The following is a 20110-nucleotide window of genomic DNA, read 5'->3' on the forward strand; positions in this document are numbered from 1 at the left end:
GCCGGCATAGGGACGGTACCGGGTCTGGAAAACCAGGCCGCTGCCGTCCCTTGCTTTTCGCTTATAAACTTGCTTATAGCCAGACCGCGCCGCATAAAGCCGAGACCAGCACGACCGACCAGGGCGGGAGCTTCCATGCCATCAGCAGCAGGGAGCCGATCAGAACAATGACAAAGTGGATCGGACCCTGTACGGAAGTCGTCCATACCGGCTGATACAGCGCCGCCAGCAGGAGCCCGGCCACGGCGGCATTGATCCCGCCAAGAGCGGCCCTTACTCCGCTCCAGGCCCGCAGCCGCTCGGCAAAAGGCAGCGCCGCCGCGATAAGCAAATATCCGGGCAGGAAAATTAAGACGAGCGCCACGATGCCATAGACCGTACCGGGCCATCCCGGCGCCAGCGAGGCGCCGACGAAGCCCGCGAAGGTGAACAGCGGGCCGGGAACGGCCTGCGCGGCTCCGTATCCCGCCAGCAAGGCGGACTCGCCCATAATGCCTCCCCCGCTCAATTCCTCCGCCAGCAGCGGGAGCATCACATGACCCCCACCGAACACGAGCGAGCCGGTGCGGAACATCATGTCCGCCAGCTTGGTTGCCGGGCCGGGCAGCGCCGCCGCAAGCCAGGGAAGCAGGATGCAGCCGGCTCCGAACAGGAGCAGCATCGCCAGCGAGAAGCGGACCGGCAGCGGCGCTTCCGGCGCCGCCCCGCTTTCCGCGGGCTCCGCCTCTGGGCGGGGAGCCTTGGGCAGCAGCAGCCAGCCGGCGGCAGCGGACAGCCCGATTATCGCGAGCTGGCTATACGTGCCGGGTACTGTTAATACGCCAACGGCTGCGGCCGCCGCAATCGTCTTGCGCAGCGGATCCGGCGCAAGCTGGGCCGCCATGCCGCGCAAGGCGTGAATAATGACGGGAATCGCCACCAGCTTCAGCCCCTGCAGCCAGCCCGGAACCTGCTCTGGCAGCCAGCCGATCCCGAAGGCGAATAATATCAAGAGACAAGCCGACGGCAGCGTGAATCCCGCCCAGGCCGCAATCCCGCCCAGCCATCCGGCTCGCTTCATTCCTATGGCCATGCCCAATTGGCTGCTCGAAGGGCCGGGCAGAAGCTGGCTTAACGCGTTCATATCCGCGAACTGCTCATCTCGAACCCATCGCAGCTTGGCGACATACGTATCCCGGAAATAACCGATATGCGCGGCGGGACCTCCGAACGAGGTGAGCCCTAATTTTAACGCCGTCCAAAACACTTCCCATAGCCGTCCGTGACTTGACATCGCTGCCTCCTGAATCATTGACATGGTGGGCTGCCGTAGATCCATAACGAGAATGGAACGGCAGCTAAGCATACCTCTGTCCGATTTCCTTATTGATACCACGCGCCTTATATGGGGCGCAACCGCTTTACAACAATTTAACATAGGGGCCTCGGCGCTTATGGCGTCCCGTTCGGGCATGGCCGCGGAAAGTATCCTTGCGCCGCCGCCTCCTTCTCGCTCGCGAAAGTCTCTTCAATAGCATCTCGTTTCCCGCACCGCGATCGGTAGTAGACACGGATGCCGTCCCGAATCGCTCCATAGACTACGGGGCGCTTGACTAGGCGTCCTCCTCCGAACGCGTAATTGTTATAGTGATGTTTTCCCATCGGAAGCCCCTGAATAAATGTGATGAACCCGATGTCATCGACCGTGTTGTTCCACTCCTCCTGCCCGATCAACGGAAGCGTAAACATATAGGTAACCCCCAGCTTGCGGGCCTGCGTATTGTGAAGGTTGATGTAGTAGGCCAGATCGGTCTGAAGCGCGTGGACGATAGTCGCCCGGCGCACCTGCTCGAACTGGTCTGCATCCGCGAGAAGAGGAATGCGCTGGCCCGCAGCTTCATTGACCCGTTCCCGCTTGCCCTCGTGCCAGCGCGCTGTCGCCGCGTCGAACGCATGGACATAATCATCCAGGGTGAAGGACACGCTGTTCCCGGACTCATCCGCATAGGCATACGGCTTTTTGGCATGCCACAGCGGTTTGGATTCCAGTTCGCCGGCGCTGGTGCGAATCTCGCCGTATGCATGGATCCAATACCCGTCATAATCGACCACGGCGATAACGGGAATATGTCCGAGCAGCGCCTGCTGCCCGACGGGATCGGCGGATACGTCGAAATTGGTGAACAGCGTCTCGTAAAATTGCTCTAGTGCCCGTTCTTTATTGGCGCGGAAATATTTGATCGAGTCATACCCCGCTTCATATTTCTGATATTCATTCCTATGAAGCGCGAACGCCGCGTCCTGCACCGCGGCATGAACAGCCCCGTCATACATGCGCGTCAGCTCCATTGCGCCAGCCCGCTCCGCAATCCGCCAATCCTGCAGCAGTATCGCCGGAAAGAAAATGGCGGCGAAAAAAAGGGCCAGGCCGATGAAATAACTGGAATTAATAGTCTTCATTCCTCACCATCCCCCCGTACGGGATATAGATACGCGCCATGTCATCAGGAAGCGAGCGGGTAAGGAAACCGCGGATGAGGGCCCCATTGGTTTGATTCACATTTTTGGCGACGATGCGAAACATATCTCCCGCCTTCAAATAGTAGATCCGGTCCGGATCGGTTAACGGCGCTGCGGTATCCGGGAACAGAATGCGGTTCAGATCATCCGTATAATGCCAATCATAATAGACCTCGAAGCGCGCTTGGAAGGTTCCGGCATCTGCCGGATCCGTATAAACGGGATTATATTTCTTGACGCCATGCTCCATCTCGATATCGAATACATGGCCGGTTCGCGCCAATTGGCCGTTCAGTTCATTGACCATGACCGGCGTAATTAAGCCTTTGTCGCGCACGGCATCGACAAAGCCGGTAACGGACGAATAGGCCAGCATATAAGCGAGCTGCTCCTGCTGCTGGTACGAAGCGCCAAGCGGATACAGGATCATCAAATAACATGCAATGACCGCGGCGAACAATGATAAGATCCCTTTGGCCACACCGCTCTCTCCTTCCTATATCGGATCGAAAACCACCTTCTCCAGGCTTCCGTCCGGACGCCATACCTGCTTCATGCGATACAAGCCGTTCAGCCGGACTCCGGAAGCATCAATACGGGACCTGTCCATATCGCGTCCATATTCTCTTGAACCGACATGAATCTCAACATCGATCGCATGATAAATGGATTGCAGCACGGCCGCTCCCCCGACCGTATAGGTCTCAGGGATGAGCAGCCTGGATGCGAGATTCGGGTCCCGCTCATCGAGAACAAGATCCGCTTCGTCCAGCAGCAGATTGCGTGAGGTTATCGCATCATGCGAGAACGAGAGCGCGGCCGCGAAAAGAATAAAGGCCACCGATAGGGATATCATGCGCGCGGCATTTTCCATATCGCGATCGCCCCGCCTACTGCTGCTCGAACACGATGCCGCGTGTCACATTGCTCTGATCCACGATGACGCGGGCTTTAAATTTGCCGCTCGGGTTGACGTAGCTGTCGAGCGACTCCAGCGTAGCGAGTTCCAGATTTTCGTTGCGCTTCCCGCTGGAGAAGGTCCCGTTGTCAAGCACATCCGACCCGTAGTAGGTTCCTTCCGCATTTCCATTCGATTTGTTTTTCCCCGTAATGACGCGGACGCCGAACTGATCCTGCTTATAAAATTTACGGATGGCATTCACAACCTGAGAACCGCTTACCGTGGTGTTGTCATACACCGTGAATGATGCTTTGCTGAGCTCCGTCTGTATGGACGAAAACTCATTTTGCGCCGTCTTTGTCGCCTCCTGGGCGCTGACGAACAGCAATACGACAATCGTAATCAACGCAATGGTCAAAAAGATTCCGGCCGCTACCTTCAGCGCGGATTGAGCATTATTCATCGCAACACACCTTCTCCTTTTCCCCATTCTTGTGTTAGGAAAGTGCTGATTGACATGCCTTGCTGCGGCAAGCCCGCTGAAGGGACCCGCGCTACAGCTGGCGGATTTGTTCAAAAGACGAGCGCATTTGCTCCGCGCTCATCCAGACGAGCGGAATGACCAGATATAAAAACACGAGCGCGTACATCGGCGCGAATCCGAACCATTGTCCCCAGACCGCTTTGGCATCAATGCTCTTCTCATAATGCTGCTTAATCATCTCCTGCTCATAGAGCCAGTCCTGCTCTACGTCATCGAAGGCTTGATGAAGCGGAATCAGATCGAAGGCCAATTCGATTTTTTCGACGAAGCGGACAAAGTCCGGATAAGGAGCATCCCGCTTCAACTGCCGCAGCGCCTCCTCGGCCCCGCTCTCCCAATTCATGAGGCATGCGTGCAGCGGCTTCCTGAAGTAAATCGAGCTTCGCCCCATCCAGGCCACGATCTGTTCAGCCGTCATGCGGTCGAAGGCTCTCAGCAGCAAGATCAGCGACTGGAATTGACATATCTCGGTCCTCATGTCGATATGCTGCAGCCGGATCCGGATATGAAGGAAGAGGACCGGGCAGGCATAAGCGGCAAGACTTGCGGCAAGGACCAGCAGGACCTCCCACCACTGAATGCGGCTCCCTTGCAGCCGATCGGCATAATCGGAAAAGAAGCTGTCTGCCTGCTTGGATTTCCGTTCGCTGCCTAACGAAGACGGAGCAAGGAATTGTCGCTTCCATGCCTCAAGCGCTCCCCGCGACGGCTGCCCGGCGGCGCTGCTTCCTGGTACAGGCGGCATCTCCAGCCCGAGCGCCGCCATCTGCCGATGCAGTTGGTTCCACGCTCCGGAAGCCGCGGTGGACTGCAGCAGGAACAGCAGGCAGACGCCGCAGCACAGCGTGAGCGCAGCCAAGGCCCAGCGCCTGGCATAGAATTGATCCGCCGGCATGTCGTCGTTCGCCTTTCTCAAGAGCCGCTGAATCCGGCGGATCGCCGCGGGCGGCGTACGGGCCATTAATCGGCCTGCGAGGCGCTTGACGGCAGGGCGGGTCCAGAGGCGGCGCTCCCATGTCCGCCGGGCTTCGGGTTCAGTTCGGTCTGCCCGCCAATGCAGTTGAAGCAGCAGCTTGTGGCAAATAAGAACCGTAAGGAACACCGCCAGTTGAAGCACCCAGCCGAGCTTGCTCTCATAAAATTGCTGCATTAACGGGAAATAGGCCTTGGCCCAGCGGGCGAGCGGGTCAGCGAACAACACCGGCACGACCGCAATCGCCTGAAGCCCGCTCAGCAAATATTCCAGCCGGGAACGCATCGTCAATTCCAGTTGCATCTCCCTCACGAGCATCGAGAGGCCTTGAAGGTAGGAGGAGCCTTGCCGCTGAGGCGGATCTCCGTATTCGACAACGAAGCGCGACAAGCCGGCGAACAGCTTGAAGTAACGGTTCGGAGCCGCCTCTTCATATGCAGCCAGAGCCGCTTCCGGCTCCTGCTCCTCCATCATCTCCAGCATTCGCTTCATATGAGGCTCTACCATCGGGTGCCCGCTCTCCGCCGCCTCGGCGATCGCCCCATCGACCATGCGATGGCGATGATAGGCTTGTCTCACACTGGCGAAGGCCCCGGCCCCAAGCTTCAGCAGCTTGCGTTCCGCGCGCTGGACGGTCGCGTCCCGATACAGCCCTTCCGCGACGCTCAACACGAGCAGAAGCATGAGCCAAGACAGCGCATCCTGATCGAACGACAGGAATACGATCGCCGCCAGCGCAGCCGTCGCGGCGCTGCCGAGCAACACGGCGGCCGTCTTCCGGCGAAGCAGCCATTCATCATACGAATAGAAGGGGCTTAGGCATTGCCGGATTGCACGGGCACGCCCCTTCAACAGCGGCATCCTTGCAGCGATGACATAGAAGCGCTGCAGCCCGTGATGCCATGCGGATCGGATAGGAGAGCCCCAAGACTCGCTCTGTCTAGGGAAGATTCGGGCTTGCCCGGCCTCAAGCCTCCGGCTGACCCGCCAGAGCAGAATACCGGCGGCCGCCGAGAAGACGGCCAGCGCCATCAACACCGTACTAACCGGCAAGCTCCATCCCTCCTTCCCGGTTCAGCCATTCGCGGAACCGGCGCTTGTCCTCGGCAGTCATTTCCCGCTCCATTGCTTCGGCCTGCCGATCGGAGAGCGGGTGAACGAGGCAGTACCGGCCGTGCCGGTATTCCACGATATTGCGGAATTCGAATGCGCGCGCACGGCCAAGCCGGCGGTGCAGCTTCTCCGATGACAGGATATAGCGCTCCCAGGATACACCTGCGCTCCCGCTCTCCATGGACTGCGGCATGTCCCACGGCTCCGGCTCCGCCGCCGGGATGCACTCGGTTATCCGTTCGATATACCGTTTGCCGTCCGCGTCCCTTGCAAGATGCACATCAAAATGGAGAACGCCGCTGACTTGCTGCTCCGCAATCGCTTCATTATGGAAGATCCCGCATTTAAGCAGCGAATTGCGAAGCGAGAAAATCAAATCGGGGAACGTTTTCGCATGGTGCGTGAATACGGTAAACAAGCTTGCGACCTGCGCCATTTGAATCATCCAGGCCGCTACCGGATCGGCAGCGACTTCCCCGAGTATATGCACCGTGCCGTCCGTTTTCTTCTGCACGTCCAGCCCGGCCTGTCCGGAAATGCGCTCGGTCTCCCGAAGCGAGACAATATTCCGCTCCGGGTACAGGCGCCGCAAATGGAGCTCGAATGCCTGCTCCTGCACGCGAAGCGGATAGAACGGATAGATGGATTGGACAAGCGCCATCAATAGCGTCGTCTTTCCCGATCCTTGCGCCCCGGTAACGGCCGTCACCCGGGCCCCTTTCATTAAAAACGTAAGCAGGGCGATGGGCAGGTCCGCGTTCTTGTCCGTAATCAGCTGCGGAAGGGCGACCCGGCTCGTATCGAATTTGCGGATGAAGAAGCACCAGGATTCCGCAAACGGCGGGCGAAGAACGACAACCCGCGAGCCGTCCTTCATATGATTGACCCGGTAGCCGTCCGCTTCGGTCAGGGGGCCGGGCGATTGATGTTTGTAAATGTTGTGGCAGACTCGTCGCAGCTCCGCATCGCTGCCAAAGGAAAGAAACGCGAGCCGGATCGATTTCCCTTTATAAAAGATCCACACGCTGTCGCAGGCGCGAATCCCCTCCTTGCCGGACTCCCCTGATTCCGGCTGCTTCCGCTCGGCGTACGGCGAACCGGACAGCACGTCAGGTACTCCGTTAATGCCGCCGGAGACGCCGTCAATGCGCATATCGCGCATCTCGTCAACGACCGAGAATCCTTTATACCGCTGATACAGCCGCTGAGCTATAATCCGAATCCGATCGCCACGCGAGAATTTCAATTGCTCCGCGCGGAACGCCGCATCGACCTCCTTGCTCGTGACGACATAGCCGGGTTCGTCCTCCCCAGACGGAGGAGTTCGTAATTCATCCCACTTGTACGCCCGTATCAGCTCATCCAATGCGCCATACCCGTAAAGCTGCTTGTACCCATACAGCAGCAAGTCGAACTTGTCCTGAGCCGTGAGCAGATCCGGGCGATTGAATGGGATAAGCCCATCCTGTTCATCCGCCGCGAGCTTGATATGCCGTTCGATAATATCGGCTATCCACTCTTTTATATATTCCTTGGCCGCAGGCTCGCCGCTGTTGCATGCTTTCAGCGCCTTTTTGAGCGCCAGTCTCCGCGCCGTCTCGCGCCGGAATTCCTCTTCATTGGCATGCAGATCCATCAGAATATCGGACGTCCACGATATAAAATACTGCTTCACGGCGGTCTCTAGATTTTCCCATGTCCATTCCTGACGCTTGCCCGAACGGACCGCCTCTCTTCCCCTGCCGAGCAGGCGCATCCCCAATGCGGCAAGCGATCCAGCGGCAATTGCCGCGATGAGAATCCCGTTCCAGAACACGCGCTCACCCCGCTCTCTCTGGCCCGGAACGCGCAATCGCGCCCGACTCGGACATAAGCCAATCCGCCAGCTTGCTGTGATAATCGGCAAATCCATTTCGCGGCAGCCTTATGAGCTGTTGAATGTACCAGGAAAGGAGCTTCCCCTCGTCAGCGGCATTGCGGAAGCCGGCAGAGTACGGAACAAGGAACAGCGGCGCCATCGGCTTGTAGTGACGGCGAACCCGGACATCGTTTTGCCGGATTGCACCATCATACATGCCTAATATAAAGGCGGAGGCCGGCGATCCCTCATATCGGAACGCGGCCTCCAGCGAAGACCGCTGCTGGCTGGCGACGACCAGGGTCCCATGGGCCCGCCCCCCGACAACCTGCCCCATATCTTCGCCCGCGTCCCACAGCACGATGTCATACCGCTTCTCCGCCAGTTCCATGATTCTTGGTATCCATTGGCCCAGCTTGAGTCCCCCATATGAACGTACATGGTCATCGTCGAAGCCTGGCAGCAGATCGAGATTGCGCATGACGGGCGCTGTGAAGGATACGAACATATCATCCTCCGCTTGCTGGTGCTCCAGCATGCGGACCAGATTGCTCCAACCGTTCGGCGTGGCGCGATAGCGTATCGAAGACGCCGCCTCCGGCTTCGGCAGGATCGCCTCCAGCCCCCTTCCCCGCTGCTCTGCATGTATGAGGAGCACCCGCAGCCGGCTGCGCCAGGCGAGCGTCATGCCCAAGCATGCCGTTAATGAGGTGCCTCCGCACATTCCCCGTCCCGCCGAACGTATCATCCAATGCTTGCATAGCGGCATTTTTGCATTACCGTCCTTTCGTCTTGGCCTTCAGACATCTTCTCCATTCTCTGTCCCCCAGAGGTCCCGCAATCTGCTCGAGGAGCTGGCGCCATGCTCTCTTCGTTCCGCGCGCATAGGCCTGAAGACGGAGCGTTCCCCCATGCTCCTGCTCCATCTTCGCCGCCCAATTCCGTTCGTCTTCGGGAATGACGACCCCTGCCTCCGACCAGCGCTGCCCGAATTCGGAATGATATAAATCTTTTACAAATGCCAGCTCAGACTCCGGCTCAACGGAACGGAACAGGACCGGAATGAATGCGAGCGGTTCCCCTTCCTGCTTGCGCTGAAAGGCAGCCAGCCACTCTTTGTTCTTCGCGATATGATAGCGCTCCGCAGTCTGGCATAGGAAACGGCAATCCGCTTCCGCCCATTGCGCGGGAGCAAAAAATGCCGCTGAGTCCGTATCAACGAGGACATGATCATAGCCCGGCGCCGCCTCATGTTCCCGTTCCAGGGTCCGGAACGCGTCCATCCAATTCGAGCATCCGGTCAATACATCGAAGCCGTTCCAATTCATCAGCTTCATGGACGAGGCCGGGCCCGCAATCCGGTACGCGCTCCATTGTTCCCGGGTCCCGTCAATCAGCAGCACTTTGCGCTGCAGCCGGGCCAGTATGGTGGATACCGCAAAGAGATGATCGCTCTTATCCACGCTTCCGATAAATATCGCGGTCGTCAATCGTATTCCCCCTCTTCTTCACTTCCGCCGCTAGCGGCGGTCAGGCTCGGAAAAGATAGCCTCGCGCACTGCCGCATCTTCTGCCTCATTTCCGGGGCCGCCAGTCCTTAGCTGCGAGACGTCCTCCGAGATGGAATGATCGGATCTATCCGTATGCAACGGCTCCTCAGGCCGTCCAGCCGGCTCTTTCTCTGTTCCCGCGCCCTCGGGTACCGTATGCGGCAATGGCCGCAGCCTATCCTGGACTAACGGTTCTGCGTACGCGCCTCCCTTGGGACCGACGAACGGAGAATCCCTCACCGCCTCCGGCGATCTCCCCGTCAGCGGAGACGCTTCGGCTGCCTGGGCGGGAAGAGGCTTACGAGCGGCCTGACTCTTCTCCACAGGGCTCATTCTTCCTCCGCCGCTCTCGTCCCTCCCGGCAGGCCATGCCTTTTCGAGCTGTTGGCGAAGGCGAGCCATTAGCCCCGCATTGGCCTGCTTCACGATATTCGGGTTCGATTCCATCAGCTTCAGCACCTGTTCATTGGGAGGATAGTTGACTGCCGCATCCTTTTGCAGATGAGGCTCGATATACCGCAATGCATAAATTTGCCCCCCGTGCAAATAAGCGTCCACGCAGGCGCTGGAGAACGATAATCGTTCACGCTCATCCATCTGCAGCCAGACGACAGGGTCCTGCAGATCATGGATCGCCTTGCGGGACAGAATGACATAATCTTGGCCATCTGGGAACCGGATGCGGACATCAATCGCGTCCCGCTTGCTCAGCAGCAGCGGCAGTTGAATGACCGCCGTCTCCACCCATCGCATATCATCCGCCAACCGCGCCTCTTCATAGAGCAGCGAGGCCAGGACAGGAGTTTTTGCCGATACGTCAATTTTCAGCACCTTCCCGATTGCGTCGCTGGCCTCCTGCACCCGGCCGACCGGCGCAGCCGATACTGCGGTCTCCTCTCTCTTCAGATCGGCTAGACTGACTCGGGTCCCGGCCGGGAGCGGCCGCTCGAACACCCATATTGCGGCCTGCCGCTTCCGCTGTTCCGCAGCCAGCCGCTCCAGCCGCTCGATTTCCTGCTTATATTCCGCTTCCACAGACGAGCGCAGCGCAAATAATTGCCGGTCGGACCACCATAGGCCGCCCCCGAACAACATGCCTGCCGCCGCCGCGCCGCACAGCGCGGACCACGCCATCTGCTTGCTTCTCCGCGTCCAACGTCTCAACTTCGCACCACTCCTCTGGCAAGTCTCTTCTCCTTCATCCAACGCCAGAGCCGATTCAGCCAGCTCCCGCCGGATGCCACTCCCCCTGCGAGTTCTTCCGACCATCGCCGTCCGTCCTCGCTCCACTCGAACGGATTCGGCCGGTAAGGCAGAGTCATGACGCCCCTGCATTGCCCGCGCAACCAAGGCGGCCGCCAGGCTGGATAGGCGTCCGCATGCGAAATGGCTGCGTACCAGTGCATGCATTGGTTCGCCTCTAGCCTCCGGGCCGCCTCGCGCAGCTCTTCCCGGCGCCAGGGAGCGGCGCTGCCGACGAGCACCGGAATCTGGGCCCGTTCGAATTCCGCACTCCGGTCTCCCGCCGGGCCCGCACCCATATCAAGCACGACGTAATCGTACCGGCCAAGCAAATACGGCAGGAGATTGCTCCGCGTCCAGCGGTAACAGGTCACGCCATGCAGCCGGGTTCCTCCGTCTGCGGCCGGATCTCCCGCCGCCTTCCCGCGTACTCGAAGGTTGCCCATCGCATCCGGCTCCTCGCCTTCATAATCCGCCTCCAAGGAGCGAATGACCGCACCGTCCCCCTCTTCATGGGCATCGACATAGGCCGTCCTGCCCAGTTTCCCTGCCTGCAGATGATACGCGCACATCAACGCCGCATGCGTCGTCCCTATTCCGGGGGAGGTTCCGGAAAAAGCAATCACTACTCCCGCGCCTATCCTCCCGGCTGCATATTGAGGCGAGTTCGACTCCTCCATAGAAAATCTGGCGTCCCCTGCGGCGAACGGCTTCAAGACTTCAAGCAGTTCCTGCGCCGTCTGATGGCGATCATCAGGACGGTCGGCCAAAAGCTTGACGAGGATCGGAAAGAAATCGGCCGGAACGTCATCGGCCAGACATCGCGGCGACAGCGGAATCTCGCCCTTCCAGCGGCCCGCCGACAGGATATGGGCCAGCAAAGCGCCCAGTCCGTATAGATCTGTGCGCGCATCGCTCTGCTTGCCACCGTACTGCTCCGGCGCGGCGAACCCGACCGTGCCGAGCTTCACCGTATCGTGCTCCTTGTCTGCAAGGACGCTGCGGGCGATTCCGAAATCAATCAGCTTCACCTGGCCCTGCCGGGTCACCATAATGTTCGACGGCTTCATATCTCGGAATACGATAGGCGGATGCCGGCTATGCAAATAAGACAAAGCTTCGCAAATTGGCACCGCGTACCCGATGGCCTCGGCGAACGGAATCGGCCGCTCCCGCATTCGTTCCCCCAATGTCGCCCCCTCGATATATTCCATGACGAGATAAGACCTTCCCGAGGCGTCGGGCGGATAAAAATCAACAATGAGAGGGAGATGCGGATGGCGCAGAGCCGTCAACAGCCTCGCTTCATGCACGAGCTGATCCATATCCCGAGCGGCGGGCTTGGAAACCTTAATGGCCCACGGCTTCCCGGCCAGCCGCTCGTCTTCCGCCAAATAGACGGAGCTCATCCCTCCGCTTCCAAGCAATCGGACAATGCGGTACCTGCCGTGCAGCAGTTGGCCCGGCCGCAGGTTATATCCATGTTCCGGCAATGCAATCCCCCCATGGCAACGCAAAAAAGCACCCTGAAAACGAACCATCGTTCGTAATCAGGGTGCTTCCCTGTGTGCACGCTATGTTTTGATGCTAGTGTATCGCAGTTCCGCCGGCTTGTCCAGCCTCATTTTGAAAAAAATCCGAGCCTCAATAATTCATTCCATTAATATTTCATCATATAAAGCGTTATCTCATCCCGATTGTGGAACAACTGCTTTGCACGGATGATTTGGGCATGCTCGGCATACATGGCCGTCACATCGCGAATCGTCTGCAGGGGCTTTTTGTGCATTAATTTTACGGTGACGAGAATCGTGCCTCCGGCAATCACCCCGTCCAGCAAGCGGATAACCATCTCCGCGGTCGCTTTGGGGCTCCAGCTCATATCGCAGACGAGCAGATCGAACTCGTTCGGCTCCACCGGAACATCCGCAGCATTTCGCTTCACATACGTCAACTGAGGGTGCCCCAGCAAGCTAGGATGCATATTGGCCGGGTCAATCGCGGTCACATGCACCCCCCGCTCCAGCAAGAGGCTTGTCCAGCCTCCCGGCGCGGCGCCGACGTCCAGCGCATGCCGATAAGCCGAGTAATCGAGGCCGAATGTCCGCTCCGCTTCCAGGAGCTTGAACTTGGCGCGGGAGATTTGCCCTTCCTCCCTCTGGAACCGCATCGCTCCGCCCGGCCAATCGGAGCCCGCTTCCGCGGGAGTCATCATTCCGGCATACACTGCCTCCTCGCCAACCACGATGGATACGATAACGTCCGGTTCGGAGAGTACCGTCTCTCCTCCAACCCGTTCGATTGCGGAGAGGAACGCCTCCCGGATCGCCTTATCTTCCTCTGTGCGAGCGCCGCCGGACCGAACATGGACAGCGACTCGCTTGCCGCCGTCAACCTGGAGACCGGAGCATGCGTTCAACTTCTCCAGGCACGAGGCGCACATCGCCTCCAGTTGTGGCGCCGGACCGCTCGCCAGCCCCTCCCCGCGCTTAACCGCCAGGTGCACCGGCTGAATATGCCTGCCAAAGATCGGCGGATCATGCTGCCAGCGTTCGATTGCATCAGCGGAACCGGTCGGAAGCTCCATCAAGGCCATTTCGCCGGGAACGAGCATGCGGCTCTTCAACTGGCCGAAGCTTCTGCGCAGTTCCTCCTGCGCATATGAGATATAACCGTGATTGGAGGTGACGATCCAATGAGATGACGGTGTAAAATGAGAGTCAAGAATCAATTCTTGTACGGATTCCACGTGGGCAAACCTCCAGCTTTGTTTCGAATCAATCGCTATATTGAACATTTCAGTGTAGATAATTTATCAAAAATACGCGGCTCAAGGGACCCGAATCCATGGCCGATCATTCGTCCAGTCTACCTGGACGCCCATATCGAAGGTCTTCGAGAGCAGCTCCGGCGTCATGACCTCGCGCTTCGATCCGGACGCGATCATCCGTCCCTCATGAAGCAGCGCGACATGGGTGAACAGCGGAATGATTTCTTCCGAATGATGCGTCACATAGACAATCCCGAGATCGCGCCCCGAGAGCAGCGCCATATCTTGAAGCAGCTTCTCCCGCTCATAAATATCGAGGCCCGAGCAAGGCTCGTCCATAATCAGCAGCTCGGGATCGCTCATCAGCGCCCGGGCAAGCATAATTTTCTTGTGCTCCCCTTGCGAGCAGACGGCAAGCGGCTGATCAGCCAGACGGCCGAGATGAAATTCCTCCAGCAATTGATGAGCCCTCTCCTTCACCTCGTCCGGAATCTCCTGGTAAAAGCGCAGCCAAGCGAAGGCGCCGGTCGCCACGACTTCCCACACCGGGTCGCGCAGCGTTAATTTTTCGACGAGCGACTGGCTGATATAGCCGATCCGCTGTCTGACTTGTCTCACGTCGCACTGACCATATGTATGACCGAGCACGCGGACGGTTCCGCTTGAAGGAAATTGGTAGGCGGTTATCAGTTCAAGCAGCGTCGTCTTCCCGGATCCGTTCCGTCCGAGCAGGACCCAGTGCTCACCCGGGTTGACGCTCCAATTGACGTCATTCAAAATGGTTCGTTCTTCCCTCTGGAACCTGATGTGTTCTAGCTGTATCACAGCAATCCCCCGCCTTTCAATCGTTCATACATATAAGTTACCGAATGAAATGCATATACTTTCTCGGGCCGGTTGTCCCGCCCCGGTGTCTCATCTCCCCAGAGCATAAGGCAAGGGACGCTCTCGATGCGATGCGCCTGCACCAGCTCGGCGGCCTCCAGCACATTGACCGAAGCGATCTGGAGCTGCGGATAAGACTGCTCCAATAGAGCCAGCATACGTTCAGCAAGCCGGCACGTCCCGCACAAGGGGCTGTACACATAGAGGGCCCGCGGGGTTTCCGCAGCCGCGGACAGACGGCCTGGCATAAATGCCTGGAGGTCTTGACCGTGAACCGGCTTCACTGCGTCTCCAGCCTAACCCGCTCCAGCGTATCCCAGCCCATGGGCCCGTTATGGAGCTTCACGGAGTCCGGCTTATGCTTATAAAGCTGCTGGTACATCCGTTGCCTCCCTTCCGGACAGGAAGTATGGAGGTAGATTTCCTTCTCCGGATAGAGCCCGCGGCGCACCATTTCCATCACCAGCTCCGTTCCCGTCGGCTCATCCGGCCCCAGATCATGATCAAGCGACAGAATACCGACGCGCTCCTCTTCCAGAAGCAGCAGACATTCCGCCATATTCCTCGCCAGCACGAATCCGTCCGGGCAGCGCCGCCAGTCGTCCAGGTAGACATGAATCATCGCATTCCCTCTTTTCCTTCACCAAAAAATTTGTTGTCGGCCCGGACTGCCTCCTTCAGCCTGTTCCACTCGGGAATATGTCCGTATTGGCTGCTTCCCGGCGTCTCCAGAATGAGCGGTTTCCCGCGGATCCCTTCAGCCACGGCCAAGCGGGCCAACTCCTTAATGCCGATATGCCCGTCTCCCAGATTGGCGTGGCGATCCTGACGCGAAGCATAGGCTTCTCTGGAATCGTTGAGGTGAATGACCTGCATATGCCGCCAATAACCGAGCTCATGCCCCTTCGCGACCAATTCGTCGGTCTTGGACGGGTCCCATAAGCCGCTCACGAACGCATGGCATGTATCGAAGCAATAGCCGATTTTATCAGGATACCGGCTTAACTGCCTGATCTGGATGAGCTCCTCCATCGTCACGCCAAGGCCGCCATGACTGCCCGCCTGATTCTCCAGCAACAGCAGGGCTCGCCCGTTCCAGACGGCAAGCACCGTGTCGATCGTGCGAATTATGTTCCCGTAGGTACGCAGCAAAAGCTGCTCCCCGCCGTCCCTGCCCTTGAAAATGCCAAAATGGACGACAGCTCCAATCGAGCCGCAGGCTTCCGCGATCATCAAATCATTCAACAGCGATTGAACCGTCGCTTGGAAACGCTCTGGCGCCTGTTCGGCATCCACCGCCAAATTCGTCGGATACGGCGTATGGACGACCGTGTGAATCCCGTGCCGTTCACATAGTTCCCGAGCCGCCTCCGCCTCGTCCTCGTAACCTTCCTTGACGGACAAGCCCCTCGGGTTCTTGCTGAAATATTGATAGCAGCCCAGGCCGAACGCCTCCTGCAATCGTACGGCGTCGCGCGCAGCATGACTGTAGCCGCCCCGCAGCGACAGATGACAACCGTATTGCAGCACGGAGCCGCCTTCTCCCCTCCCCGGGAGGTTAGGATTCAACCGCTGGCGGCAGCGGTTGGCACTGCGGACAGTAATACGCAGGCTTCCGCTGGATCATCATTTCTTCAATCGGCGTGCCGCAGCGCGGGCAAGGCTCCCCTGTCTTGCCTGCGATTCCCCATTCGTATGAAGCTCCGCTGCCGTCAGCTGCCGATCCGTCCCCATCCTGCCGCTCGATCGCATCCTGAAGCACATGAATCATCGATAGATACAATCGGTCAAGGTCTTCTTCCTGCAGCTGATCAACCCGCACGGACGGAGGAAGTCCGGCAGCAAACGCGATGTTATCCGCATACCGGCTGTCAATTCCGGCCAATAGAGCCGGATTCATCAAGGCCGCCTTCAACGTGGAGCGCCGCTTCGCGAACCGCTGGCGGAACCGCTCTGCCGTCAAGTGGCGGGACAACGGATCAGGCCCTTGCTCCCGCTGTAGTTGATCCAGTTCCTTCGCCGACAGCAGCAAGAGCTGAAGCGACCTGGACTTGGCCACGATTACCGCCACGCTGTCCACACGAAGCGAAAAGGCCGGCTTCCCGGCGCTTGCGGCCGCGGTCGGTTCCTCTTCCTCCGGCCCGGCTTCGAGCCTGTCAATCTGAAGTTCATCCTCCTGGCCCAACCGAAGCACCAGCCGCTGACCATTATCCAGATGAAAAATTAGATCGGCTCCTCTTCGCTCCACAAATAAAATTAGTCGGCCCAGTGTCAAATCGTGAATACGTTCCATTTCCACGTTCAGCCCGGATTGGCGCTGCATATCCAAGCGGCGGATCCGCTGGCCTACCGTATCCTGATCCAGCCGTTTCCGGTAACCTTCGATCTCGGGAATTCCCGGCATCGAGCATCTTCCTTCCTATGTCTATAAATTAATGGCGTTAATGACGCTTATTCATTATTATGCGCTTGTTCCATGAACCATTGACGCAATTCGTCCAGCGTCTCGCATATCATGTCGGGATTGACTCCCGAGCGCTTCTGATAATCCATGCGGTTGGCCGCCGTCGTAATGCCTGTCAAGACAAGCGCCGTACGGCAGCCCGCCTGATGGCCTGCCAGCATGTCCGTCATCATATTGTCGCCGATGACGATGGCTTCCTCCGCGCGGCAGCCCAGCCTCTCCAGAGCAGCGTCCATAATGATGCGGCTCGGCTTCCCGATCACGACGGGTTCAACCCCCGAGGCCGCCTGGATCGCAGCCCCGATCGAACCGGCTCCAGGCGAGAATCCCCGGTCTGAAGGAAGCATCAGATCGGGATTCGTCAGAATCGAGAGCGCCCCCTTGCGGACTGCGGCTGCGGCCGCTTCGAGCTTCGCATAGCTCAAGCTCCGGTCGATTCCCTGGACGACGATATCGACCTCTTCATTCCATACCGCTTCCACATCCGCCGTCCATTGAACACCGGCGTCCGTCAAGGCTTGCTCCAGTCCCCTTTCCCCGATCATAAATACATGGCGGCCGGGAAATTTTTTCAGAATATACGATGCAGCAGCTTGAGCCGACGTCAGCACATCCTGACTTTTCGCATTGATTCCGAGCCTGTTCAGCATATCCGCGACTTCTTCCGGCGTGCGCGACGAGTTATTTGTCACGAACTGATACGGGATTCGGAGCTGCTGCAATGTCGAGATCAGCGCATCCGCGCCTTCAATCATCGCCGATCCGTGATACATCGTTCCATCCAGATCGATGCAAGCATGCCATTTTGTGTCCATCATGATGCTTCCCCATTCCTTTCTGCCTCATGCCGCAAGCCGTCACGGCTAGGCCTGCCGCTCCCGGCCGGTGCGAATGATATGATCCACCCACTGCTCCACCGCATTGCCGTCCGCCAAGGTCGGAACGATATCCGCCCAGCGTTCGTCCCCGGACAATCGCAAAATGAAGTGATGAAGCGCCGCAAAGTGGCTGTCCTGAAAGACGCCCATCGTCGCCTTTTCGTCCGGAAGCAAGTACAGGCTGTCCGGTTCGGGGAGCGCAGGCTGTTGTCCGCTCAATAAGTGAAGGGCCGGCATCTTATCCCGTTCCAGATCGCATGTGATGCTTCCCTTCGTACCGACGATGTCGATCCGGAACGCATCTGCGCCATAAGCAATCCGGGACACTTCCACCATCCCGTGGACGCCGCTTGCTGTTCTATAAGTCATGACGGCCCAATCATCAACAAGGACCGGGACGCGCTCTTCCGAACCAGCCGCCTTCGGCCGCTCCGGCACAAACGTATGTACATGGCCATCCACACTCGCAAAATCGCCGAACCAGTGCCGGATTAAATCAAGCGCATGCACGCCGATATCCGTGACAGCTCCTCCGCCGGACAGCGAGTCGCTCAGCCTCCAGCTAAAAGGCCTCGATTCGCTCAAATATCCGGAGCGGAGATAAGCGATTTTGCACTGCAGGACCTCGCCGACAAGTCCCGCTTCCAGCCAGGAACGGATGCGCATGACAGCCGGGTGATAACGAAAGACAAAGGCGAGCTGCTGCGGGTATTGTGCAGGTATCTCTTCCACCAAATCTTTCGTGGCCTGCGCATTATCCGTTACCGGCTTCTCGCAATAAACAGCCTGCCGGTATTCAATGGCTGTTCGGACCTGCTCCGCGTGGAGCGCATTCGGCGTACAAATGCTTACCGCATCGGAACCCTCAATCTGAAGCGCCTCTTCCAACGAATTTGTAATATGGGCAAATCCGATTCGCCGTGCCTGGTCTCCTACTTCTTCGGGCCTTCTCGTCACCAACGCGTGGAGAGCCGGCTCCACAGGCAGCGGCTTCACAATCGGCAGCGTTCTCAGTGCGATCATATGGGTTTTGGCAATTGTGCCGAACCCGACTATAGAGAAACCAAGCTTCTGCATGGAGGATTCCACCTTTCCTTCTTCCCTGCCTTCGCTGACGACAGCCAGCAGCGGGGAAATACTCAACTTTGATCCATTGTAAAGAACCGCAACTCCGCTTGCAAGGCCGGATATGATAATGATCCGTCCAATTTCGACGGGACGCTGCGTCGACTGGCGTCGAAACCCCATCCCTTTCCCTCGTACCTGCTCGGATGACGCTTCCTTTGTCAACTTGTGCGCTTTCCCGGAAAATAATCAGCCGGCTCAACGCCTCCCGCCGTCCAGTTGGCGCCCGGGAAACAAGCTTCCCATAGGCCGGCTGCTGTCGGACTATCGTTCCGGTTCCATCGCCAACGGAACTGCGAGCAGATCGTCGGCTAGCACCGTTGCGGGAAAAATAGCCCTCGCCTCGGCCAGCAATCGGGCCAGCGTTTCCTCCTCTTTGTAGCGCGAGCTGAAGTGGGTGAGCACCAGCTTGCCAGCGCCGGCTTTCAGGGCGATCGCTGCTGCATCCGCGGCGGTGCTATGGCCGTACTCATGCGCATTGCTGCGTTTGTCCTCCATGAACGTAGCTTCATGCACAAGAACATCCGCCCCATCCGCCAATCTCACCGCATTCTCGCATGGCCGCGTATCGCCTAATATCGCAATCGATTTTCCCGGTATTGGCTCTCCCACTACGGCCGCTGCAGCAATGCGCCGCCCATCCGGCAGCATGACATCCTCCCCGCGCTTCAGCTTTCCGTAGACCGGACCGGGTTCGATGCCCATCCTCTCGAGCACCTCGAGACGAAGTTTGCCCGGACGGTCAAGCTCCTGAATCCGATAGCCATAGGAAAGCACACGATGCTCCAGCGGGAGCGCGGTCACGCGGAAGCTGTCATCGGACCAGATGTCGCCCGGCTCGATCTCCTGGATATGCAGCTCATAGGGCAAATGAGTATCACTTACGCGAAACGCGGTCTCCATGAATTCGCGCAGCCCGGCCGGTCCGAACACGGTCAACGGATCAACCCCGCCTTGATACGCCCTGCTGGACAGAAGCCCCGGCAGCCCGAACAAATGATCTCCATGCAAATGCGTAATAAAGATGTACTCGCACTTGCCAAGCCTCAATGGAGAGCGGAGAACTTGATGCTGAGTCCCTTCCCCGCAATCGAACATCCAGAACGTTCCCCGTTCTTCTTGCAAGCGCAGCACGAGGCTGCTTACATTGCGCCGGGTAGTCGGCATGCCGGCCCCGGTGCCGAGAAAATAAAGATCCATAGCCCTGTCTCCCCCTTTACTTAATGATATAAAATAATTGCGGTTCCTGATAGTGCATTCGTAGTAAGCTATACCCAACTCCGCTTCGTTCGATTCTGCCCTTGCCCT

The 20110-nt window shown here is 58.4% G+C and carries 20 protein-coding genes; all 20 read right to left on the reverse strand.

The window, feature by feature from the left end:
- Positions 1–73: 73 nt before the first annotated feature.
- The 20 genes from chrA to rnz all read right to left on the reverse strand — a co-directional run bounded on the left by chrA (position 74) and on the right by rnz (position 20002).
- On the reverse strand, positions 74–1273 hold the full coding sequence (chrA, locus tag L6439_RS15445; protein ID WP_213468306.1) for a chromate efflux transporter: 1200 nt from the start codon (positions 1271–1273) through the stop codon (positions 74–76).
- A gap of 158 nt (positions 1274–1431) precedes the next feature.
- On the reverse strand, positions 1432–2439 hold the full coding sequence (locus L6439_RS15450) for a hypothetical protein (RefSeq protein WP_213468305.1): 1008 nt from the start codon (positions 2437–2439) through the stop codon (positions 1432–1434).
- Positions 2426–2980 (reverse strand): hypothetical protein, encoded by a 555-nt coding sequence (locus tag L6439_RS15455; RefSeq protein WP_168181146.1) that lies wholly within the window; start codon positions 2978–2980, stop codon positions 2426–2428. The genes L6439_RS15450 and L6439_RS15455 overlap by 14 nt, the downstream gene beginning before the upstream one ends.
- 15 nt (positions 2981–2995) lie before the next feature.
- On the reverse strand, positions 2996–3373 hold the full coding sequence (locus tag L6439_RS15460) for an enoyl-CoA hydratase (protein ID WP_168181147.1): 378 nt from the start codon (positions 3371–3373) through the stop codon (positions 2996–2998).
- Positions 3374–3389: 16 nt separating this feature from the next.
- Entirely contained in the window at positions 3390–3863 is a 474-nt protein-coding gene (locus L6439_RS15465; RefSeq protein WP_213468304.1) for an ABC transporter permease, read from the reverse strand.
- Between the two features lie 91 nt (positions 3864–3954).
- Complete coding sequence (locus L6439_RS15470) at positions 3955–5970, reverse strand: GTPase SAR1 (protein WP_213468303.1); 2016 nt, start codon at positions 5968–5970, stop codon at positions 3955–3957.
- A complete protein-coding gene (locus L6439_RS15475) occupies positions 5960–7846 on the reverse strand; it encodes an ATPase, T2SS/T4P/T4SS family (RefSeq protein ID WP_213468302.1) in 1887 nt (628 codons plus the stop codon). The genes L6439_RS15470 and L6439_RS15475 overlap by 11 nt, the downstream gene beginning before the upstream one ends.
- A gap of 4 nt (positions 7847–7850) precedes the next feature.
- Positions 7851–8657, reverse strand: coding sequence for an ABC transporter permease (locus L6439_RS15480; protein WP_237096493.1), 807 nt, complete (start codon positions 8655–8657; stop codon positions 7851–7853).
- 7 nt (positions 8658–8664) lie between these two features.
- Complete coding sequence (locus tag L6439_RS15485; RefSeq protein ID WP_213468301.1) at positions 8665–9378, reverse strand: carbon monoxide dehydrogenase maturation protein; 714 nt, start codon at positions 9376–9378, stop codon at positions 8665–8667.
- A gap of 30 nt (positions 9379–9408) precedes the next feature.
- Positions 9409–10602 carry an SAF domain-containing protein gene (locus tag L6439_RS15490; RefSeq protein WP_237096494.1) on the reverse strand — a complete coding sequence of 398 codons (1194 nt, stop codon included), beginning with the start codon at positions 10600–10602 and terminating at the stop codon, positions 9409–9411.
- On the reverse strand, positions 10599–12173 hold the full coding sequence (locus tag L6439_RS15495) for a serine/threonine protein kinase (protein ID WP_237096495.1): 1575 nt from the start codon (positions 12171–12173) through the stop codon (positions 10599–10601). The genes L6439_RS15490 and L6439_RS15495 overlap by 4 nt, the downstream gene beginning before the upstream one ends.
- Positions 12174–12340: 167 nt before the next feature.
- Positions 12341–13429 (reverse strand): SAM-dependent methyltransferase, encoded by a 1089-nt coding sequence (locus L6439_RS15500; RefSeq protein WP_213468299.1) that lies wholly within the window; start codon positions 13427–13429, stop codon positions 12341–12343.
- 81 nt (positions 13430–13510) lie between these two features.
- Positions 13511–14275: an ABC transporter ATP-binding protein gene (locus tag L6439_RS15505; protein WP_213468298.1), complete on the reverse strand. Its 765-nt coding sequence runs from the start codon at positions 14273–14275 to the stop codon at positions 13511–13513.
- Entirely contained in the window at positions 14272–14619 is a 348-nt protein-coding gene (locus L6439_RS15510; RefSeq protein ID WP_172878943.1) for a thioredoxin family protein, read from the reverse strand. The genes L6439_RS15505 and L6439_RS15510 overlap by 4 nt, the downstream gene beginning before the upstream one ends.
- Positions 14616–14957, reverse strand: a complete 342-nt coding sequence (locus L6439_RS15515; protein WP_168181155.1) for a cyclic-phosphate processing receiver domain-containing protein — start codon at positions 14955–14957, stop codon at positions 14616–14618. Before L6439_RS15515 ends, L6439_RS15510 begins: the two co-directional genes overlap by 4 nt.
- On the reverse strand, positions 14954–15865 hold the full coding sequence (locus tag L6439_RS15520; RefSeq protein WP_237096496.1) for a deoxyribonuclease IV: 912 nt from the start codon (positions 15863–15865) through the stop codon (positions 14954–14956). The genes L6439_RS15515 and L6439_RS15520 overlap by 4 nt, the downstream gene beginning before the upstream one ends.
- Before the next feature lie 28 nt (positions 15866–15893).
- A complete protein-coding gene (locus L6439_RS15525; protein ID WP_213468296.1) occupies positions 15894–16739 on the reverse strand; it encodes a DNA-formamidopyrimidine glycosylase family protein in 846 nt (281 codons plus the stop codon).
- A 47-nt stretch (positions 16740–16786) separates the two neighbouring features.
- Entirely contained in the window at positions 16787–17617 is an 831-nt protein-coding gene (locus L6439_RS15530) for a TIGR01457 family HAD-type hydrolase (protein WP_168181158.1), read from the reverse strand.
- A gap of 45 nt (positions 17618–17662) precedes the next feature.
- Entirely contained in the window at positions 17663–18925 is a 1263-nt protein-coding gene (locus L6439_RS15535; protein WP_306434345.1) for a Gfo/Idh/MocA family protein, read from the reverse strand.
- 141 nt (positions 18926–19066) lie between these two features.
- Positions 19067–20002, reverse strand: coding sequence for a ribonuclease Z (gene rnz, locus L6439_RS15540; RefSeq protein WP_213468295.1), 936 nt, complete (start codon positions 20000–20002; stop codon positions 19067–19069).
- Between the last annotated feature and the right edge of the window lie 108 nt (positions 20003–20110).

Origin of the sequence: Paenibacillus dendritiformis, assembly GCF_021654795.1 — a bacterium.
In the GTDB taxonomy this organism is placed as follows: Bacteria; Bacillota; Bacilli; order Paenibacillales; family Paenibacillaceae; genus Paenibacillus_B.